This is a genomic window from Photobacterium minamisatsumaniensis (assembly GCF_050336695.1).
GTDB classification, from domain to species: Bacteria; Pseudomonadota; Gammaproteobacteria; order Enterobacterales; family Vibrionaceae; genus Photobacterium; species Photobacterium minamisatsumaniensis.
Window position 1 is genome coordinate 36990 of the sequence record NZ_JAKJSI010000023.1, and the last position, 20913, is coordinate 57902.

At 42.9% G+C, this 20913-nt stretch carries 12 protein-coding genes and 1 pseudogene; 3 read left to right on the forward strand and 10 right to left on the reverse strand.

Annotated features, from left to right (window positions below):
• Nucleotides 1-110: 110 nt before the first annotated feature.
• Entirely contained in the window at nt 111-1466 is a 1356-nt protein-coding gene (locus L4D78_RS12845; RefSeq protein ID WP_428467289.1) for a carbohydrate porin, read from the reverse strand.
• Nucleotides 1467-1834: 368 nt separating this feature from the next.
• On the opposite strand from L4D78_RS12845, the gene glgX reads away from it, so the two are divergent.
• Entirely contained in the window at nt 1835-3784 is a 1950-nt protein-coding gene (gene glgX, locus L4D78_RS12850) for a glycogen debranching protein GlgX (RefSeq protein ID WP_428467290.1), read from the forward strand.
• Between the two features lie 45 nt (nt 3785-3829).
• Here glgX and L4D78_RS12855 read toward each other — a convergent pair whose 3' ends face one another.
• Both L4D78_RS12855 and L4D78_RS12860 read right to left on the reverse strand, forming a co-directional pair.
• Nucleotides 3830-4927, reverse strand: a complete 1098-nt coding sequence (locus L4D78_RS12855) for a tyrosine-protein phosphatase (RefSeq protein ID WP_428467291.1) — start codon at nt 4925-4927, stop codon at nt 3830-3832.
• 130 nt (nt 4928-5057) lie between these two features.
• Nucleotides 5058-6707, reverse strand: a complete 1650-nt coding sequence (locus tag L4D78_RS12860; RefSeq protein ID WP_428467292.1) for a glycoside hydrolase family 13 protein — start codon at nt 6705-6707, stop codon at nt 5058-5060.
• A 214-nt stretch (nt 6708-6921) separates the two neighbouring features.
• Here L4D78_RS12860 and L4D78_RS12865 point away from each other — a divergent pair, with 214 nt between their 5' ends.
• Together L4D78_RS12865 and L4D78_RS12870 are read left to right on the forward strand one after the other, a co-directional pair.
• Nucleotides 6922-7836, forward strand: a complete 915-nt coding sequence (locus tag L4D78_RS12865; RefSeq protein ID WP_428467293.1) for a LysR family transcriptional regulator — start codon at nt 6922-6924, stop codon at nt 7834-7836.
• Nucleotides 7837-8055: 219 nt separating this feature from the next.
• On the forward strand, nt 8056-9312 hold the full coding sequence (locus L4D78_RS12870) for a maltoporin (protein ID WP_428467294.1): 1257 nt from the start codon (nt 8056-8058) through the stop codon (nt 9310-9312).
• Between the two features lie 284 nt (nt 9313-9596).
• Here L4D78_RS12870 and L4D78_RS12875 read toward each other — a convergent pair whose 3' ends face one another.
• The 7 genes and pseudogenes from L4D78_RS12875 to atzF form a co-directional block, all read right to left on the reverse strand.
• Nucleotides 9597-12461, reverse strand: a complete 2865-nt coding sequence (locus L4D78_RS12875) for a TolB family protein (protein WP_428467295.1) — start codon at nt 12459-12461, stop codon at nt 9597-9599.
• A 215-nt stretch (nt 12462-12676) separates the two neighbouring features.
• Nucleotides 12677-13207 carry an MltR family transcriptional regulator gene (locus tag L4D78_RS12880; protein ID WP_428467296.1) on the reverse strand — a complete coding sequence of 177 codons (531 nt, stop codon included), beginning with the start codon at nt 13205-13207 and terminating at the stop codon, nt 12677-12679.
• A gap of 143 nt (nt 13208-13350) precedes the next feature.
• Nucleotides 13351-14379, reverse strand: a pseudogene (locus L4D78_RS12885) (PTS mannitol transporter subunit IICBA); the annotation flags it as partial.
• A gap of 133 nt (nt 14380-14512) precedes the next feature.
• The gene (locus tag L4D78_RS12890; protein ID WP_428467297.1) at nt 14513-14869 is read right to left on the reverse strand and encodes a hypothetical protein; all 357 of its coding nucleotides are present in this window, start codon (nt 14867-14869) and stop codon (nt 14513-14515) included.
• 83 nt (nt 14870-14952) lie between these two features.
• On the reverse strand, nt 14953-16098 hold the full coding sequence (locus L4D78_RS12895; RefSeq protein WP_428467298.1) for a mannitol-1-phosphate 5-dehydrogenase: 1146 nt from the start codon (nt 16096-16098) through the stop codon (nt 14953-14955).
• 77 nt (nt 16099-16175) lie between these two features.
• The gene (locus L4D78_RS12900) at nt 16176-18119 is read right to left on the reverse strand and encodes a PTS mannitol transporter subunit IICBA (protein WP_428467299.1); all 1944 of its coding nucleotides are present in this window, start codon (nt 18117-18119) and stop codon (nt 16176-16178) included.
• A 999-nt stretch (nt 18120-19118) separates the two neighbouring features.
• Nucleotides 19119-20912, reverse strand: a complete 1794-nt coding sequence (gene atzF, locus L4D78_RS12905; protein WP_428467300.1) for an allophanate hydrolase — start codon at nt 20910-20912, stop codon at nt 19119-19121.
• Between the last annotated feature and the right edge of the window lies 1 nt (nt 20913).

Here is a 20913-nt window from a genome sequence, read left to right on the forward strand (position 1 = left end):
ATGGGTACATACCTATTTGTTTTAGCTAATTTACTTCAAAAAACCCATAGATATACACTCATATTGAAGTGAAAAAGGCAGCCTAAAGGCTGCCTTGACAGAAATGTGATTTAGAACCAGATTTCAGTATGAACACCGAATACGAACTGGCTCTTATCACCATTGTTCGCAGCAGCTTCATCATCAGCGCCGAACCATGTTACGTATGGTTTGATTTGTGGACGACCGAAGTAGTCAGCATTAACCGTAAATACTGAAGCAGCTTCTAGGCTGTAGAATGCAGTCTTCTCATCAGAACGTCCCCAAGCTTTCTGGTTCAAGTCTTCAATAGCATATGAACCTGTGAACTCAAGACGTAGATTGTCGTTTACTTTGTATGTTGGACGAGCAGCAATGATCAAACGTTCAACTTCATCGGTACGATCGCCTGTGATACCCCAGTCAACATTCTCTGGTGCCCAGTATGTGATTTCTGTACCTAGCTGCCAGTTAGAACCGATATTTGCAACACCGTAAGAGGTGATGAATAGTGACTTAGAGTCTTCACTAAATGCACCGCCACCGCTCCAGCTACCGAAGTTCACACCACGGTTAGAAGCAAGGCCTGTACCATAACCAATTGCAGTTTGTGTCCAACCATCGAAGCCATAGAAATCGCGGTTATAGGTAATTGAACCACCGATACCACGGTCAGCATCATCAGAACCAACTTCAGGGTTAGTACGAGAAGCACGCATTAATTTCAGATCGAAATCAAATGAGCCACCTAGCGCTTCAACACCGTAGTAATAAAAATCTAACGACGTAACAGTTTGACGCTCATCTGAGTAATCAGGAGCAATCGTCTGGTTGCCGTCGTCACCTTCGTTAATCACAAAGCCAGCACCAGCATCTGGGTCAACAGACATCATTGCAACACCAGTCTTATGACCAGAGTCCAGATTCATTTCAAGACCCGCACCAACGCCTGATGACTGCTTCCAGAATTCACCCGTTAGAATACCCGCAGCACGGTTTAAGAAACGTTGACCACCCCAGATTTCAGAGTTGGCAGGTAAATAAGGCAGGTTACCTAGAGCAACGTACGCTTCTTTTATTTCAAACTGAGCATCAGTATTTTTCTTCTGAGAACCTTCAGATGAATATGCGTGGGTGTTGCCATTACCGTATTCAGAGCGGATCACGAAGTCACTGTAAACACCATTTTGGAATTCAGTGTGCTTCTTGATCACAAATTCGACTTGGTTGGTACTTTCGCTTGTTGCAGTATTAGCGTAACGGTAATCTTCTTTACCCATATCGCCATCAAATGTCGCGAAGTTTTCATCGAAGCGTAGGTTCATCGAACCGTAACCGTGTACTTCCCAACCATCTGTAATGATGTCAGTGGCAGATTCAGCAGCAACGTTGTACGAGGCTAGTGCGGTAAGTAGTGCCGCTGCTACGGGTACTAACTTGTGTTTCATAGATATGTCCCTTCTTATATTTTATTTGTAACTGCTCTCTAGCAGTCTTTTCGGGACTCATATTCAGGCTTGATACAGATTCATACATCATCCCAAGTAAGGAGTAGGAGGGAGGAGTAGAGGGGCGTAGGAATAAGGGGGGAGATTCTATTCGTGATACGCCTCACGGATGATAGGCGTAAAACTGAAATAAAATTACGAGATCTTCAGAAAAAACAAGACGCCTGTCACTTAAATTAAATATTGTTGAAATAGTCAGTAAAAAAATAAACAATTATTTTTTATAAAAAAATAAACAACTCTTGACTGGAAAAAGTTTACCTATTAAATAAAGGTATCTGTGTGAARTTAGTAAAGAGATGTACAGGATGTTTGCAAGATTCGCTCAACCATTTCCACTTGGAGCTACATTATGTGATGAGGGTTGTAATTTCTCCATTCACAGCTCAGAAAATAAAGATATAAAATTAGTTTTATTCGACAAAAATAATAATAAAAACATTATTGACCTTGATAACCAACATTTAGATATTCATTACACTTTTGTAGAGGGAATAACAGAAGGTCAGGTCTATGGGTATCAAATAAAAGAAAAAGGCGAATACCGCCTGATTTTAGACCCTTATGCACAAGCATTAAATAAAACGCCTTTTTATGTAGAGCCATTCACCGCACAAAAAAGTTGGGACTTTGCTAAGTCCGTCGTTGTCGAACACTATTTTGACTGGGAAAACACTCGACTACCGCAAATACCGTATGAAGAAACGGTATTGTTTGAAACGCATGTAAAAGGCTTTACCCAAAGCCACCCAACACTGAACGACCAATACCGAGGCACTTATCTCGGCTTATGCCAGCCTGATATGATTGCTTATTATAAAGCACAAGGTATCACGAGTTTACAGCTACTCCCTGTCACTTCCTGCATGTCAGAGCCACATCTGCTCAAAATGGATAAGGTGAACTATTGGGGGTACAACAGTTTATGCTTTATGGCACCTGAGCCACGCTATGCTCACCATAACGCGGTAACTGAAATGAAAACCATGGTGAAAGAACTTCACCGCCATGGCATTGAAGTTATCATGGACATCGTCTTCAACCACACGGCAGAAAGTGGCGATGGCGGCCCTAGGTTTCACTTTAAGTGCCTAGATAAAAGCTATTACTTGCAAGATTGTGATAAAAATTACCGTAACTACACGGGCTGCGGTAATACCTTAGATCTTACATACCAACCAAGCCTTAATATTGTGCTTGATACCCTTCGACACTGGGTGACGCATTACAAAATAGATGGCTTCCGCTTTGATCTCGCCGCAACGCTCGGACGAAATGGCGATAGGTTTAATACCCAAAGTGCTTTCTTTAAGGCCATCGCCCAAGATCCTGTCTTACAACAAATAAAGTTAATCGCTGAGCCTTGGGATATTGGACCGGATGGGTATCAGCTCGGTTATTTCCCGCGCGGCTGGAATGAATGTAACGACAAATTCCGCGATACCATGAAAAGCTATTGGTTATGTAGAGAAAATAACGTTAAGGAATTTGCAACTAGGCTAATGGGGTCGCGAGACTTATTCAGTGCCGGTAAGTGGCCAGATAAACTATCAGTTAATTTTATTTCCTACCATGATGGCTTTACGCTGCAAGACTTGGTCTCTTATAACCACAAGCATAACCATGCTAACGGGGAAAATAACCGTGATGGCCATGGCGATAATCGTTCGAATAACCACGGTGTAGAGGGCGAAACAACAAACGATACGGTACTGAACCGTAGAGAGCGTCAAAAGCGTAATTTGATGACCACGTTGCTATTTAGTTTCGGGATCCCTCATATTCTTGCTGTCGATGCGTTATCGCATACACAAGGTGGTAATAACAATGCCTATTGCCAAGATAATGAAATAAGCTGGGCAGATTGGACACCAAGTAAAAACAAGGCAGAATTCAGTGCTTGGCTAGCAACGATGTTGACACGACGCAAAGCCATTATGTCACCGTTTATTCGAGCCTTCAGTGGCCATAACCGGGGCCATCACCGTATTCATTGGAACCGCTCTAATGGCCAAACAATGAATGCTGAAGACTGGCAACAGCTTGAAGCGTTTGCCCTGTACCTAGGCTTATTCAAAGATGGAAAAGAGCTCATGTTCCTTGTTAATAGTTCTGATATCCCCACTCGCTATCGCTTACCAAGCGGCAATAAGTGGCAAGTTGTCTGCGATACATCAGAATCAACACTTGGTAGTCGTGAAGTCCAAACGACGTATATGCAGGGCTCACAATCATTGACCATTTTATACCGTGAATAATCCACGTAACTAGACAAACTAAAGCCCAGCGAGTGCTGGGCTTAGTTAACGTGATAAATTCATTTCTGCTTGTTGGCAAACTGCCTTTGATATTCCAAGTTTCATCAGATAGGCATCTACACTTTGCTTCCCCGATTCAAAACAGTCCAACCCCAAGCAAGCTTGCAGTGCATATTCTAGCAACCTAAAACTTCGGTATTCACCGATACCAAGCTCATTTGTTATCAGGTAACTGTCTTTAACCTCCGCTTTTGATGCTCCCATGAATAATTGCAAAAATGCCGACATCACCCCTGTCCTATCAGAACCTAATCGGCAATGGACTAAGTAAGGCCCTTTATGATTAGCAATCAGTGTTATCAAGCGACGTATGCCATCTTGAAATCCCAATTCCTCATCATTAAATTTTTCATTACGATCAGACATAAAATATACGGTTTCATAGGCGACAGGTAAGCTATGAATACGTTGCTCATCCCAGCAGGTTTTATAATAACTAGAGGGTAACTTTGGCATAAAGCTCTCCAGTGCTTGTCTTGAATCAGACAGGTTAATGACACTATGAATACGATGCTTCTCTATTAACACCATAGCGGCAGCTTGCCGCTTAATTTCGATAGCTTGAAGTTGTAGGTGTGATGCGCGGGATTGAACAACTGGATGATAAGAAGGAAATATACAACCTCGCTTCAAGGTGCCCCCAAGTACCGGTCTAAAATTAGCTAACTGCTCTTTTGAAGAAAATGACTCAGATGTGTTTTTTATTTTAAATGATTGCTTGGAGGCTTTTGATATTTTTTCACATTGCAGCTTTGAAGGCTGCGTTGGAAACAATAAGTAATTATATCCCTGATTAAATTGATTGTTAAAGTAGTGCCCTTGCGGTGTGCTGTTATCAAAAGGCAATGGCGAACATAGGGTTTCATCCCAAATGACATATTCAACATAACCAGAATTACCTATTTTATTAAACTCAGAAAATGGTTTACTGAGCATTAATCTCTCATTAACTAACTCAAGTTTAAATGAGTCTTGAACTTGCCAATGAGTAAACGTACCAACGAGGTAAAGGCTATTCATTGATTTAGGTAAGCTAAAATTAACATTTCCATTATTCACACTATAATGCATATCTTCTCCCAAGTTTTTAATACTTCTAATACTGATTAAACATCCTGCTATTTCTTCTCGATTCTAACGAAAAAAGGCTCTACCCATTATGATGAATAGAGCCAAAATTCAGAGCTTATTAGCAATGAACCGCAGTGAATAATTAGTGAACATTAGGCAATAAGACTGCAAATGACTCATAAGGTTTTAGCGTTAAAGATCCCTTGAGCTGCTGGTGTAAATCGTAGTTACAGATCAGGCATTCAACCTGCTCTGCCTGAAGGTATTCAGGAATTGCCAAAGTTACTTCTTCGTTGGTGAAGTTATTGAGTACAAATAGGCGCTGGTCTTGATTTGAACGAACATAACCAAAGACTTTTTCGTGCTCTTCAAATACAGCTTCAAACGCGCCATACACAATAACAGGCAACGATTTACGAAGCTGAATGAGCTTCTGGTAATGATAAAATACTGAGTTTTGATCCTCTAATGCCGCACTCACATTTACTTCAGGGTAATTGGGATTTACTTTAATCCAAGGCTCAGCGGCCGAAAAACCACCATGCTCTGATTTATCCCATTGCATGGGTGTTCGTCCATTATCACGGCTGTTTTCGTGAACAGCCGCTAACATGGTTTCAGGTGCAACACCGTTTTCTGTGCGTTCTTTATAGAAATTCAGGGTCTCTATATCGCGGTAGTCTTCAATAGTATCGAATGCGACATTGGTCATGCCGATTTCTTCACCTTGGTACACATATGGCGTACCTTTCATCATATGAAGTGTCGTTGCCAGCATCTTCGCGGATTCAACGCGATACTGGCCATCACAGCCATACTTTGAAACAGCACGTGGTAAATCATGATTATTCCAAAACAGCGAGTTCCAGCCTTTATCTTCAAGCTCAACTTGCCACTTGGTTAATACTTTTTTGAAGGTAGGTAGGTCGAGCTTTATAGGTCGCCATTTATCTTTGTTTTCCCACATCAAGCTAATGTGTTCAAACTGAAAAACCATAGAGAACTCTTCACGAGCAGGATCGCTGTACAGTTTAGCGATTTCTGGTGTTGCGTCCCATGTTTCTCCAACAGTCAGTAGATCTTTATCGCCAAATGTTGCACGGTTCATCTGTTGGATCAGCGGATGTAGGCGTGGGCCGTTTCCTATTATCTTCTTATCAATTTCTTTTCCGATAAGGTCGATAACATCGAGGCGAAAACCACCAATTCCCTTCTCAATCCACCAGTTCATCATGTTATGGACTTCTTCTTGAACCTTTGGGTTTTCCCAGTTCAAATCAGGCTGACGCTTAGAGAAAATATGTAGAAAATATTCACCTGTTTGCTCGTCAAATTCCCAACCACTGCCACCGAAAACCGACCCCATCTCATCTGGTACACCGCCACCGTCACTAGGTTTGCGCCAAACGTAGTAATCACGGTATGGGTTATCTTTCGACTTTCGCGCTTCCTTAAACCATGGGTGTTCATCAGACGTATGGTTAACAACCAAGTCCATAATAATGCGGATATCACGCTGCTTCGCTTTTGCTAACAGTTCATCCATATCAGCCATCGTACCAAATTCTGGTGCAATATCTTGGTAGTCAGAAATGTCATATCCATTATCATCCATTGGTGACTTATATACCGGTGATAACCAAAGTACATTGACGCCTAATGTCTTGAGGTAATCAAGCTTACTAATGATCCCACGTAAATCCCCCATCCCATCATTATTGGAATCACAGTAGCTACGAGGGTAAATTTGGTAAACAACGGCATCGTGCCACCATTTAGGGGTAACGTTCATGGCAAACCTCAAAATAATAATGGTATCGTATTGAGCGTTATATTATGGTTTTTATCGCTGTCAGAAAAATACACTCGCCTCAAAGTGATATAGCTTTTACCTATATCACCATCATTATTGACGATATAGATCACAAGTTTACCTAGTTTCACTTTGTGATGGATTTCAAAAAATGTGAGACTGCTAGCAAAGGTTTTTTATAGGTCTCTCTTCGATGGATAAGCAGTACCGCCAATTCTTAGCGATTGCTGAATTAGGTAATATTAGTCTTGCAGCTGAACAACTTAGCTTAAGCCAACCCACACTTACCAATAACATGAAAAAGCTAGAAAAAAGTCTTGGTGTTGATCTCTTTATTAGGCGTTCAAAAGGGGTCGAACTCACTGAGTATGGCAAGCTACTCCAAGAACAAACTTTAGACCTTAGCCGTCGCCATGATGCCATGCTACACCAGCTTGCCGATCTAAAAGCCCGAAAAACCGAAAAGATTAAAATGGGTACAGGTGATGCGTGGTGGGAAGTGTTTGTCAAAGAAGCCTTACAAACATACAGTCAACAATACTCTGCAATTTCTATTCAGCTTGAATTTGGCAATCACCTGAAGCTAATGGATATGTTGATTCATGGCCATATTGACCTGTTTATTGGCCATGAAATTCACGGACTATCGCATCGCTGCAATGTCACTTTCTCACCGTTACTACAAGATGAAGAAGCGCAATTTGTACATCGTACACACCCCTTATTATTGAGTGAAGCATCTTACGAACAGACGACAATTTATCCGTTACTCCAAGTCACCCCAGATCAGGAAGCCTATCAGCACCTCATTGAAAACCCTCACCCCAAGCAACAAGAAAAAGAACGCAAACAATTGGGGGAAAGAATTGTTTATGAAATAAACTCTCTCACCGCGAGCATCGACCTACTTGCGAGTACAAAAGCAGTCATGCCCTACCCAAAAAGCATGACCAATTACTTCTCTCAGTTCGATATTGTGCCCCTACCTAACAGTTCCCCGCCCCAGACTGGCACGGTTGGCATTTATCATTTAAACGAACAACTAGCTTCTCATGTGGCTGATATTAAATCTGTTTTATCCCACAGTAGTGAAAGCTTTATTCCGTAAACAGATAATCTTAATTCGCTCCTTTTTTGTTATTTTTCGAATAAATACTGTCTTCACATAAGAAGATTGTGAACTAATTCACGTAATGGGAACGATCCCATTTACGCCAGATTCATTCGCTGCAATCATTCGCACCAAGAAATGGGAACTTTCCCACTAATTACAAAAGTTCACAAAAGATAGATTACAATTTTCCATGTAGGAGTTTTACCAATGAACATGAGCAAGAAAAGCTTGGCAGCCTTAGCGATCAGTACTGCGCTGTTAACCCCTAGCGCTTTTGCCGACGATGGCTTTGTTTTCCATGGCTACGCTCGTGCTGGTATCGGTATCAGCGGTGATAACGGTCAAAATGTCGAGTTCAATAAACAACAACTAGGTCGCTTAGGGAACGAAGCTGATACCTTTGCTGAATTTGGTTTAGGTAAAGAAATTTATAACGAAGATGGTGCACGTTTCTTCTTTGATTCTATGCTTGCAGTGGGTAGCGACGGCTCTAACATTTTCGAATCGCTAAAGGATGATGAAGAAAACGGCTTCATTGATTTCCGTCAGCTAAATGTTCAAGCCACTGGCGTGCTGAACTTTGCACCAGAAGCAACCCTTTGGGCCGGTAAGCGATACTACCAGCGCCATGATATTCACATTACTGATTTCTACTACTGGAATACTTCAGGCTCTGGAGCCGGTATTGAAAACCTCAACCTTGGTGATGGCCAGTTCTCTTTTGCGGTGATCCGCAACGATGATAATGATGTCGAAGACACTGGTAACCGCGGTGAAGCACTAAATGTTAATGTCATCGACATGCGCTATGCTGGGATCAACCTTTGGAGCAATGCTGATCTCGAACTCGGTATTAACTACGCTATCACCAACCCTTCAAGCGATGCATCAGCAGAAGCAAAAGAATCGAAAGACGGTGTGATGGCCACGGCTCAGCTAACCCAAAACCTTAATAACGGCTTCAACAAAACCGTGGTCCAGTACGGTACAGAAGGCTATGCAAAAGAGTTAGCAACATTTGGTGCAGGTACAGCGTACCATGCGACAACCGAGCATGGCGGCAGTGCATATCGTTTGATCAACTGGGGTGTGGTTAGTCTTACTGATAAAGTCGATCTTGGACACCAACTACTTTGGTCATCAACCATCGATGACATCGAATCGGATCAGAAAGATGATCTCACTTATCTATCCGCCGTAATTCGACCAGTATACAACTGGGATAAGCACCACAAAACCATCGTAGAAGCAGGCTACTTCAGTAACCAAGATATCAGCGGTCAAGATCTATCCGGCCAAAAAATTACTATCGCACAAGCTTGGAACGCAGGAGAAGGCTTCTTTGCTCGTCCTGAAATCCGTCTCTACGGTACCTACTTCTCAAACATCGATAGCATTGATGAGAACAACGTCGTCTCTACGGTCGATTCTGAATTCAACGTCGGCGTTCAAGTAGAAGCTTGGTGGTAGTCACCTCCGATAAGTAAAGCCTCCCCCCACCTGAGTAATCGCAATTGAGTGTCTAGCCCTAAAGTAGATTACGATAAAAAGGCCAGCAGTCGCTTAACGCCATTCGCTTAAGATTACAGTCCGTTATTTAATTGATGGTTAGAAATGAAAGAACCCAGTGATTACTGGGTTCTTCTGTTTTGAAAGCACTTAGAATAACGACTAACTATTCACTTTTTTGCTTAACCGATCGGCATTGAGCAGTCGCTGGCCTTTTCTTGTCTATAGTATTGATATAGCAATAATTAAAATAAACTAGAGACTCTAAAATAGAATTGATCTTTGCCTAGCTCATCATCAAAGCCATAGGCATACCCCATAGTGACAGGAAATCGTAGCCCATACCCTAGTTTGGCTTCCAGAGTAAGCTCGACGCCTGCACCTGTTAACTGTTCAAGGGATTCACCGCTATCCCATGCAGCACCTGAGTCAACAAATGCTGTTCCAGAAATATCACCCAAACCAATAGGATAAAGTGACCAATTTCGCTCTACTCGTGCCAACCAAGTGGTCAGTGAAAGGCGCTGGGTGAAATATCGTTCACCACGTTGGGCGTTATCATCATAACCACGTATTCCTTGGCTATCACGACCAAATAAGCGCCTTTCCTCAGCCAAATCAGTACCACCAATACCAAAGCGTTGAGCGTCTTCATCAGCATAACCACCAGCTAGCCTTGCGGTAAGCGTTGTTCTGCCCGGAAGATCCCAAGTTCCATTCCACTGTGCCTGATACTTTTGGCCTTCATAATCACTGCTGATCACCTCATTGGTTTCTGCTACCACATCAAGATAATGCCCCCAGCCTACACCGGGTACATTCAGGTAATTTTCTCGGTTATCAAACGTTACCGCCAAACCAACTAAAGATTCATTAAGATCCCGATATGGATAAACCGAAGCAAAGCTCGGCTGGGAAACTAATGACTCCCTATCAATATATGCGCCGGTATGAAGGCTCAGCTGATCTTCAAAACCATTTAATATATGGTTACGCTGTAACACAAAGTAATCATCACGAGTAATACGGTAACCACTTTGCTCACCCAGAGATAACTTGGTGTAGCTATGGCTACTATTCAGTATTGCTAGCCAGCGATTATCGTATTGATATATTGCAGTAAAATCACCAACATCATTTTCTACATCCCAAAGTGCTGACAACGTATAGTTATTACGCCCAAGAGCATCTGCGCCAAAGGTGAATGCGCCTAATTGTGTCCTGACATCATCAACATAGATCAGTGGTAGCCAATTATGTGGTCTCACGGTATTCCAAGCTTGATAAGGTTCCGGCTGAGTCTTATCAGCAGCTTGCTGCACTACATCAGGATAATCATATTGCCCGTTATGCTGGCTGACTGGAAAAGTAGCAAGTACTATCGGCTTGTCCATCGTCTTCACGTCATAGCCCTGCGAGCCATAACTTTGGTACACCAAACCTAACTCTGGCTGCCAAATCGGTTTCAATGCACCACCAATTTCTCGCGTCCAACGTTCAATCTCTCCGCGGCCTACATTCAGTGCATACACATCAAAAACACCATCATAATCTGCGCTAAAAATGATCCGGCCATCCGGCAAATAACTCGGCGATGATTCATGGGCTCGGGTGTTGGTAATGGGCAGCCACTGCTTTGTTGTGATATCCAGTTGTTCTAGGTTCCAGCCCTGCTGCTTACGCTGCATAGCGACAACAACTTGTTGCCCATCGTTTGAGATATCAAAACTCCCTAAAATCTCACCTTTTCCAGCTTGCCATAGTAAGGTTCTTGCCTTTGGATTCGTTGCGTCAATTTGCCAGAGCTCACTCACGCCTGATACTTTTCTCATAGCAAGTAGGTACTTACCATCGGGAAACCAGATTATTTTCTTAAACCTTTCTCTCTCGGTTATCGCTTGCCACCTGCCCTCTTGGTAGAGGTAAATATCATTAAATACCCGGCCGTCAGCTCGACTTATTTGGCGAGTAGCGGCAATTCCACTGTTAGGGTGGCTATCCAAGGAAGTGATATTTTTACTCGCAGAAAGTGTTTGCCAACTTAACGATTGCGGCTGCCAACGCACAACCTCGGGTCTATCTTCACCTGTATTTCGATTAACCAGTAAACCATCTTGGCTAGTCGCCATCACTTGCAGATAAGGTAGTGGCTCTGACTCATCAAGTAACTCGCCACCAGCATAGTCAATATTTGCCTGCTGTAATTCATCAGCCAGCGATGACTCTAGCTCACGAGTAAAGTCTTGCCATAGCGCATTAAAGTCTTTGCCAAACGTCTGTCTCGCGGTGCGATTGAGTAAAAAATACGGGATCAAACGACTGCTGTAGTTATCGAGGAACTCGCTGACCTTCTCTTCGCCGTAGGTCTGAGCCAAATACTGCACAAAATAAGCACCGTATAGATATTGGTAACCTAATGGCCATTCCCTATCTGCCACCACAACTTGGTTTAAGGGTTTTAAATCACCGCTAGCGACTTCCATCCGCATTTTCATCGCATAGTTAGTACTTTGCAGTCGTCCATAACCTCGATCTGTTTTGGTGTCAGTCGGATTTCCTTCAAGGTAAACCGCTAATCCCTCGATCAGCATTGAGGGAGTCAGTGCATGTGGGAACAAAAATCCCTGACGACCAAATACTTTTTGCAGCGCCGATGGCGCACCAGTTGCCAACTCCATATGAGCGATATGCACATATTCATGGCGGATCAACATATGCAGCCACTCATCACTAAATGCTAGATCGCTGCCCTCTTCTGGTGGGCTCATATAAAGGCGAATTTGAGCGAACGGCAACGGGGTTGCCCAACCATTGGAGAAGTCGAAATCATCAACCAAGACAATTTCGGTTTTATTGCTAGGAAGGCTACTAAAGAATGGGCGTAAATCACGATGCACCTGCTCAGCAATATCTAATGCTCGCTCGGCAACTTCTTGATGCCCCTTCTCGTAGTGAATGGTGAAATGTGGAGTACTCTGGCTTAGCCATGGTTTACCCGCCTCTTCCCAGCCCACTGGCGCGGAAAAAACCGGAGTAACAATACCACTGGCACTCATAGCAAGGGCTGCTAGTGCCCCTCGCCATCTATTTAATTTATTTCGATTTCGCATCGACACATCCATTTGTCGCTTTTATTCCTAAGTTATTTATAACCAAGTTACTTATACCCAAGTTACTTATACCTAGATTACTTAGGCATATCTATTTCATTTAAGCTTCTACCCCTAAACGAAAAAAAGCAATCATCCGAAGACGATTGCTTTTATCAATGATCAAATTTGAGGCTTGATTAACTCTGTGATGGGGTGCCACTTACCCTACAAAGCTAGAATGGACTTTCCTTATCAAGCTCAGCACAAATACTTGAAACAGCCAATGCCAGTGCCGATTTGATTACCTGCTCTTGTCGTGCCAGTTGCATCTTGTAAAACATAAGATCGGCCTCATCAGATGGCGGAGCGATCTCAAGTTGTACAACACCCATTTGGCTCATTACATGCAACTTTTTAATAGGGTCAAGAATCGCTGGATCGGTAAACCCATACTCACTACCATCATTATTTAGGAAATCACGTAATGTTAGAAATGCTTCAATATCTTGATATACCGAATGAGGAACGACGCCTAGCCCTAACAGTAGCTTCAACCTAACGGACAACTCACCCAATGGGCCAGCATTACCCAATAACGGTTCAACAACAGACTTTACGGCAAAATCATCTTTGCGAAAAATCCGCTGAATTAAATTTTCAACCGCCTGATCAAACACTTCCACTGAAGTGATGACAAACCCTCGAACGGTTGGGGCATCATTGAGACGCTCTAAAATGTCAGACTCTTGGTCGCGATGTGCCATAAATTAAGTATCTCTGTAACAAAAGGATAGCGCTTAGCCTCCTTAAGCTGATGTTATATCTAGCGATTGTATCATCTGGGGCTCAGGTATCAAAACTACCTTAAAATCCATTAAGAAGCCGTATCCGCTGTATTTTTCATCTTTTCATCAAAAACTTTTTCTGTTTTCAATAAAATACCTGCAATGACAAAGGAAACTACAGCAGCAGAAACAATGGATAACACCACCCCTATTAATGAAGATTTGGGTGTTAGTAGCAGAATAGAGAAAATCGAGCCTGGAGAGGCTGGAGATACCATTCCTGCATCAAAGAAAGCCAACACAAACGTACCTGTCATTCCACCAGCAATTGCCGCAAGAATCAGCCTTGGTTTCATCAATATGTAAGGGAAGTATATTTCATGTATACCACCAAAAAAGTGGATAATGGAAGCTCCCCCAGCAGTCTGTCGAGTCATCCCCTGCCCAAAGACCATATAAGCAAGCAAAATTCCCAGCCCAGGGCCTGGATTAGCCTCTATCAGAAAGAACATTGATTCACCGGCTTCTCTCACCTGCTGGATCCCTAGCGGTGAAAATATGCCGTGATTAATCGCGTTGTTGAGGAACAGTACTTTAGCAGGTTCGACAAAAATTGATGTTAAGGGCAGTAAACCTATATCAATCATGACGTTTACACCCGCAGTCAACGAAACAGACAGGATTTTGACGGCAGGTCCTATCATGAAGAAAGCAATGATCGAACAGATCATACCAATAATACCGGACGAGAAGTTGTTCACCAGCATCTCGAAACCCGATTTTACCTTACCTTCTACAGCTTCATCGAAGCGCCTGATTATCCAGCCTCCCATCGGGCCAAGGATCATTGCCCCCATGAACATCGGGATATCAGTACCAACAATCGCCCCCATCGTGGTGACAGCACCAACGACGGCACCTCGTTCGCCACCTGTTAGTTTACCGCCGGAATAACCAATCAGTAATGGTAATAGGTAAATGATCATCGGCTCAACTAGCTGAGCCAAACTCTCATTGGGGAACCAGCCTGTAGGAATAAATATCGCAGTTAAAAAGCCCCAAGCGATAAATGCACCAATATTAGGGAGCACCATATTGGTAAGAAAACGGCCAAAACTGTGTATCTTAATTTTCGTTGCTGGTGAAAGCATAAATCATCCCATCATTCGTCTTTCTTAAAAACCAATCTACGGTGTACATATACCTCTATCAAATCAAGGCAATTCGCACAAATGTCTATCTCACAGTATCGTTTTTAGCCGCAATATTTACCACTATATGATGTTAACAATAAGCCCCATAAGTATGCGCTATTTCGTATGGCGTCATCTTTAAAGGCACGTAGTTATTCAAAAATTGTTTCGCACGGGCTGATGAATAAAGTGAAATATCAGGGTCTAACAGTTGCATAGTCTCAAAATCTAGCCCCAATTCATCACATGACACTCGCAAAACACTGCTTTCTCTAAGTGTTTCAAGACTCCAGCGTACTTTGTACATGAAACCGGTATGGTCGAGATAACGAAGGCTCTCTACAGTACCAACCCATCCTGATATTTCTTGGCCGAAATCAGGGTCAATCATCCCGCGATTGACGATGACCATATCACCAACACTGAATTTATTCTTCACCTGTCTCATTATCTTACTGCGTTCCCTACTTGAAGTTTGTTTAATGAATACCAAAAAAGAAAGGAGCCACAGCCCCTCTCTTTTAGTATTACTTATAGCGACTGATATATAGCTTCGATGCGCTTAGCCTCTTCGCTCTCAGCATCAAGACCAGTGTACTTCGCCAATGTAGAGCGCAGGCCAATCCCTTTCAGTGAAGCCTGAAGCTCAATGGCTTGTGGATCAGAATCGTTAGTGTATTTACATGCTGCCGCGATACCTTTAAGCAGAGTGCCATTTTCAACACCATATTCCATCGTACCAAGCAAAGGCTTCGTTAGACGATCATTCGCCCCTAATTTACGAATAGGCTGACGACCTACACGGTCAATTTCATCACGCAGATATGGATTAGCAAAACGGCCAAGGATCTTCTCAATATAAGCATTGTGCGTGTCACGATCGAAACCGTAACGGCGGATCAGTACTTCACCGCTTTCCTGCATTGCTGCTTTTACTTGCTCACGCACTTCTTCATCTTCAATCGCGTCACGGATTGTCTCATGACCTTTTAGCGCGCCAAGATACGCCGTTACAATGTGGCCAGTATTCAGAGTAAACAGCTTACGCTCCACAAAAGCCATAAGGTTATCTGTCGTTTCCATGCCTTCGATAGCAGGAATATCACCTTTGAACTGCTGCTTATCAACAATCCACTCGCTGAAACTTTCAACGGTCACTTCAAGTGGATCATCATTGGCAGCTTCTGACGGTGGTACGATACGGTCAACAGCCGAATCAACAAAGCCAACGAGCTCATCAGCCTGAGAGTGGTAGATACTGTTCAGGTGCTTGTAAACCTCTTCTTTAAGATGAGTCGTGCCACGCACCATGTTTTCACAAGCAATGATATTCAATGGGTTATTGTTATCTGCTTCAAAGCGGTGGGTAAGGCCCGTTGCGATAGTTTTTGCAATAATATCCAACACGTTTGGACCTACCGCAGTCGTCACCATATCGGTATGGATAATCTGATCGATAACGTCTTGGCTAGCAGAATTAACCGCAGTGACATGCGTTACGGTATCAATTTTACACTCACTACCAACAACTTTTACTTTGTATGACTGATCATGGCTTAGCTGATCAACCAATGGCTTATCTACATCGGCAAATGTCACGGCAATGTTCGCATCTGCTAGTAATTTACCAATAAAACCACGACCGATATTTCCTGCACCAAAATGTACTGCTTTCATAATAATTTCTACCTTAAATTTGGAGTCGAGGCCGGAGGGGGAACACCGGCCTCGGTATGTCTTAATGATTGGATAAATTAAGCGGCTTTTTCACCGGCTAGAATCTCTAGCACTTCAGCGACATCAGTCGTCGTGGTCAAACGCTCAATCGCATCCGGATCATCAAGTGCATTCGTGATAGTAGTAATTACCTGAATATGTTCATCGTTCTTGGCTGCAATACCGATAACTAACTTCGCAACGTCATCTTCATCATCGGAAAATTGCACACCCTCTTGGTACTGGCAAATAATGATGCCGGTTTTCATGACTTTATCTTTTGCTTCAACCGTACCGTGTGGGACCGCAATTGACTCACCTAAGTATGTTGAAACCATTTTTTCACGCTCAAACATCGCATCTACATACTCGGCTTCTGCATAGCCCAACTTCACTAGTTGCTCACCCGCATAACGGATAGCCTCTTCTTTGCTGTTTGCTTTCAGGCCTAAGTGGATATTCTCGGCTTGAATTTGAAAAACCTGCGGTGCTTGTGGCTCAAAGCTATCTTCGTTCGCTGCAACTGGAGAAACCTTTACCATCGTTTCATCATTGGCTGCCTTCGGGCTGCCTGCCGCCACAATGCTGGTGACGAGATCGTTATACACTTGGCTATCAAGGAAGTTTGTTAGCGAAAGGTGTTTGGCATTGGCTGCATGCTTACGTGCACGCTCGGTTAAATCTTTATGAGTAATCACGATATCTACCTCTTGCGGCAAGCTGTTAATGGCACAGTTAGTGACGTTGATATTAAGACCAGCTTCTTGAACTTTTTTACGTAGTAGGCTTGCTCCCATTGCGCTTGAACCCATACCGGCATCGCAGGCAACAATGATGTTTTTGATGTTTGCTAGGTTGAAGCCTGACTCTGCAATAATCGGAGAGTTTGCACTTTTTGAAGAGGCTTTCATGCCTTTCATTTTACTGGTTGCACCAGCAAGATCATCACCTTCTTCATCTGTTACTTTCTGCGTTTTCATCAACAGTGCTGCCACACTGAACGATACTGCTGTTGAGGTGATAACAGAGAGAATCACACCAATAAATGACGCTTTAGGGGTCATCAGCAAGATGGCAAAGATAGAGCCCGGAGATGCTGGTGATACAATACCAGCATTAAAAACAGTTAAGGTGAACACACCTGTCATACCACCAGCAATAACAGCAAGGATTAGACGTGGGTTCATAAGAATGTACGGGAAGTAAATTTCGTGAATACCACCGAAGAAGTGAATGATTGACGCACCACCCGCCGTTTGTTTAGCCGTACCACGGCCAAACACCATGTAAGCAAGCAGAATACCTAAACCCGGACCAGGGTTAGCTTCAATCAAGAAGAAAATAGATTGGCCAACTTCGTTTGCCTGCTGAATTCCCAGTGGAGAGAAGATACCGTGGTTAATCGCATTGTTGAGGAAAAGAATTTTCGCAGGCTCAACAAAAATAGATGTAAGAGGAAGCAGCCCTGCGTTAACCAGTACGTTTACCCCACCAGCTAATCCTGATGACAAGACCTTCACAAATGGGCCAATCATGTAGAAAGCTAAAATGGCACACAGCATACCTACGATGCCAGCAGAGAAGTTGTTCACCAACATCTCAAAGCCACTCTTCACTTTACCGTCGACCCAGCTGTCAAACTTCTTGATTGCCCAGCCGCCTAAAGGACCCACCATCATGGCACCCATGAACATCGGGATGTCAGTACCGACAATCACACCGATAGTGGTAATTGCACCGACTACGGCACCACGCTCACCACCCACTAATTTACCGCCAGTGTAACCAATCAGCAGTGGTAATAAGTAGGTGATCATTGGACCGACCAACTTCGCTAGTCCTTCATTAGGGAACCAACCCGTTGGAATGAAAAGTGCAGTAATGAAGCCCCACGCGATAAACGCGCCAATATTAGGCATCACCATATTAGATAGAAAGCGCCCAAAATTTTGTATCTTGATCTTTGCATCTGGTGATATCATGTCGATTCCCCGTCTGATGTTTAGTTATAAGTTCTGTTATAGGTAACGGTTCGCCAAAACCGTCGATTGCTTAGTACCCAATTAATCTAACACAGAATTTTTAAACCGAACTGATGACGGGTTTTTTGTGATATAAATCACCTTCTAATATTATGAAACAAAAAATTATCGTGATACTCATCACAAACGCTGATTGAAAGTAAGCTACATTAAACTAGATCTTAATAAGTCAACGACAATCACGGCGACCCCGGTCACATAAATGAATATTCGAAATAAAAATATTTAGTGATGAGCATCACACTATGATTCTTTTACTCAATAAAGGTCAGTTAGATAAGTGATGCAGATCACCACTGCTATTTTATTCGCATCGTGAATAAAATAGGACTTTAAACGCAATTGTCATTTTGTAATTTTATTTCAGGTTAACAAGCCTATTAATCTTCCCGCAGCCCCCGTCATTACTACCTCTTAAGTAGCAGATTCGCTCAAGATTAAGTGCGTACCGCGGTACTCTTTATAAAAAACAAACAATCGTTGTATCTAGATTTACTTATTTCAACATCGAATAAACAGCCAAGACCTGTTGTCACAAACAATGAATATTTGATCATCTCTCTATCGTATTTATAAGGCTTACATATTTGAGAAAGTGAAATCGTTCCATATCGTCAAATGACCATTCAACGAAAAAAAGCAGGACTATAAGCCCTGCTTCTATAATGAAATATGGTGGGTGAGTAATAAAGTAACATACCAAATATGTTTATTATTTAGGCCAATAAATGAATAGGCACGTACAGTATTGTTGCCTAATTGGGGTATGTCTTAGTCCTACCTACAAGTGCTGTCGAAAGATATTAAAGCTCCATCGAAAATTGCCACTATCCCAATGTATCAACGTGTTTACGAAACAAATTAAAATGACGAGCCAGTGAGCGAGGCACTAGACCGCCATTTACCATCTGAATTGAACTTTATCTGACTAAACAGCCTTTAAGTCTCAGATAAAAAATTCCGCCATCCTCCAAACCGAGTAATATCGGTTGCCCCTTCAAGTCCAATAGACTCACAGATGAACCCTTTAATCCACTCTCCTGATTCAAGTTCAACAGTACCTAAGCCTAACGGATGAGGAATCTGAACAAGTAATGATCCAAGCTTTTGTTTGGGGATACGCCATACTTCCACTTCAATGTTTTTACCTTGTTGCTTATTACGCACCAAACCTGGCCTTAATGGTGGCTCCCCTGCCAAGCAATACAGTGAGTAATGTGCTGAAGTCGTAGTTTGCTTTTTAAAATTAGCTCCCAACTCGTTAAGTTGGTGGTTTAAAGCCAAATCTTTCATATGAGCACCACAAACCAACAAATCAACATTCTCTGTATCATCTAGCTCGAGCTGCGTTGCACCTAACGGTAAGCCCATCAATGTTTGCCACTGGCTTGCAAGTTGTATCAACATTTGCTCATGGAATGCCGGAGCAAACAAGGTAACGCCAAACGGTAAACCTGCATTCGTGAATCCACTAGGTATAGCAATCGCACTATAGTCTAGTAAATTCATAAAGTTAGTGTAATAGCCAAGATTTGAATTGAGCGCAACAGGATCTGCGTTCACTTCATCAATGGTGTAGATAGTTCCTGCAGTGGGTGTCAATACTACATCGACTTCATCCATTAACTTATCACACTGAACCTTATACTCTTGAAGTTGATAGATCGCTTTAAAAGTATCTACCGCCGACTGATCTTTAGCACTGCCGATAATAGTTTGGATCACTTCTAAACATTGCTCCGCATTACTCTCGAAGAATGCTTCAATAGCGGCATATCGCTCTCCCACCCAAGGACCTTGATAGAGAAGGTTTGCGACTTCAACGAAAGGCTTAAGGTTAAATGGGACAACCTCTGCACCCATAGATTCAAGACGGGTGACAGCTTGAGCGTATAACTTTCGGTACTCGTCATTACCAAAAAACTCAAGCAACTCTTCGGTAGGAATGCCCACTCTGAGGTTTGCAAAACTCTTATGCTCTCCGAAGTTTTGTTCAACAGCATTACGAGCAAAGCAATCGCGTTCGTCGTAGCTAACACCGATACTATAAAGTAATGCTAATTCGTCTGCCGTTTTAGCAAAAAAGGTCACGCAATCAAGACTTCGACACGCAGGTACAACTCCACTGCAGCTGAGTAAACCTTTGCTTGGTTTTAATCCGTACAGATTGTTAAACGCGGCTGGAACACGGCCTGAGCCAGCAGTATCTGTACCCAAAGAAAAATAGACTTGATTGGTTGCAACCGTAACCGCACTGCCTGAGCTAGAACCACCTGAAATATAATCAGAGTCAAAGCTGTTTTTAACTGCTCCCCAAGGGCTTCGAGTGCCTACCAATCCCGTTGCAAACTGATCAAGGTTCGTCTTTCCCAAAGGAATTGCACCGGCTTTGATCAATAGCTCAACCACAAACGCTGACTGTGCTGGTTGATACCGGTACGCATTACAACCCGCTGTTGTTTCCAGACCTTCCAAATCAATATTATCTTTGATTGCAAAAGGTACTCCAAAAAGAGGAAGCTTTTCACTATCTTGTTCCATCAATCGATCTACGTAGATATCAAGTTGAGTCTCTGAGATAAGAGACAGCCAAGAGTTTGTTGTATCACCGCGTGCTTGTTCGAGTTTACTATGCAGGAACTCAGCAACGCTGAGTTTACCACTTCGATATGCCATTACTAGCTGTTGGATTGTCATCGGTTCCGACAGGCTTTTTGTCATTGGATTTGTCATG

Bases quoted from the DNA above. Each gene is read 5' to 3' on its own strand.
- L4D78_RS12845 (WP_428467289.1), bottom strand. From the start codon at position 1,466: ATGAAACACAAGTTAGTACCCGTAGCAGCGGCACTACTTACCGCACTA.
- glgX (WP_428467290.1), top strand. From the start codon at position 1,835: ATGTTTGCAAGATTCGCTCAACCATTTCCACTTGGAGCTACATTATGT.
- L4D78_RS12860 (WP_428467292.1), bottom strand. From the start codon at position 6,707: ATGAACGTTACCCCTAAATGGTGGCACGATGCCGTTGTTTACCAAATT.
- L4D78_RS12865 (WP_428467293.1), top strand. From the start codon at position 6,922: ATGGATAAGCAGTACCGCCAATTCTTAGCGATTGCTGAATTAGGTAAT.
- L4D78_RS12870 (WP_428467294.1), top strand. From the start codon at position 8,056: ATGAGCAAGAAAAGCTTGGCAGCCTTAGCGATCAGTACTGCGCTGTTA.
- L4D78_RS12875 (WP_428467295.1), bottom strand. From the start codon at position 12,461: ATGCGAAATCGAAATAAATTAAATAGATGGCGAGGGGCACTAGCAGCC.
- L4D78_RS12880 (WP_428467296.1), bottom strand. From the start codon at position 13,207: ATGGCACATCGCGACCAAGAGTCTGACATTTTAGAGCGTCTCAATGAT.
- L4D78_RS12890 (WP_428467297.1), bottom strand. From the start codon at position 14,869: ATGAGACAGGTGAAGAATAAATTCAGTGTTGGTGATATGGTCATCGTC.
- L4D78_RS12895 (WP_428467298.1), bottom strand. From the start codon at position 16,098: ATGAAAGCAGTACATTTTGGTGCAGGAAATATCGGTCGTGGTTTTATT.
- L4D78_RS12900 (WP_428467299.1), bottom strand. From the start codon at position 18,119: ATGATATCACCAGATGCAAAGATCAAGATACAAAATTTTGGGCGCTTT.
- atzF (WP_428467300.1), bottom strand. From the start codon at position 20,912: ATGACAAATCCAATGACAAAAAGCCTGTCGGAACCGATGACAATCCAA.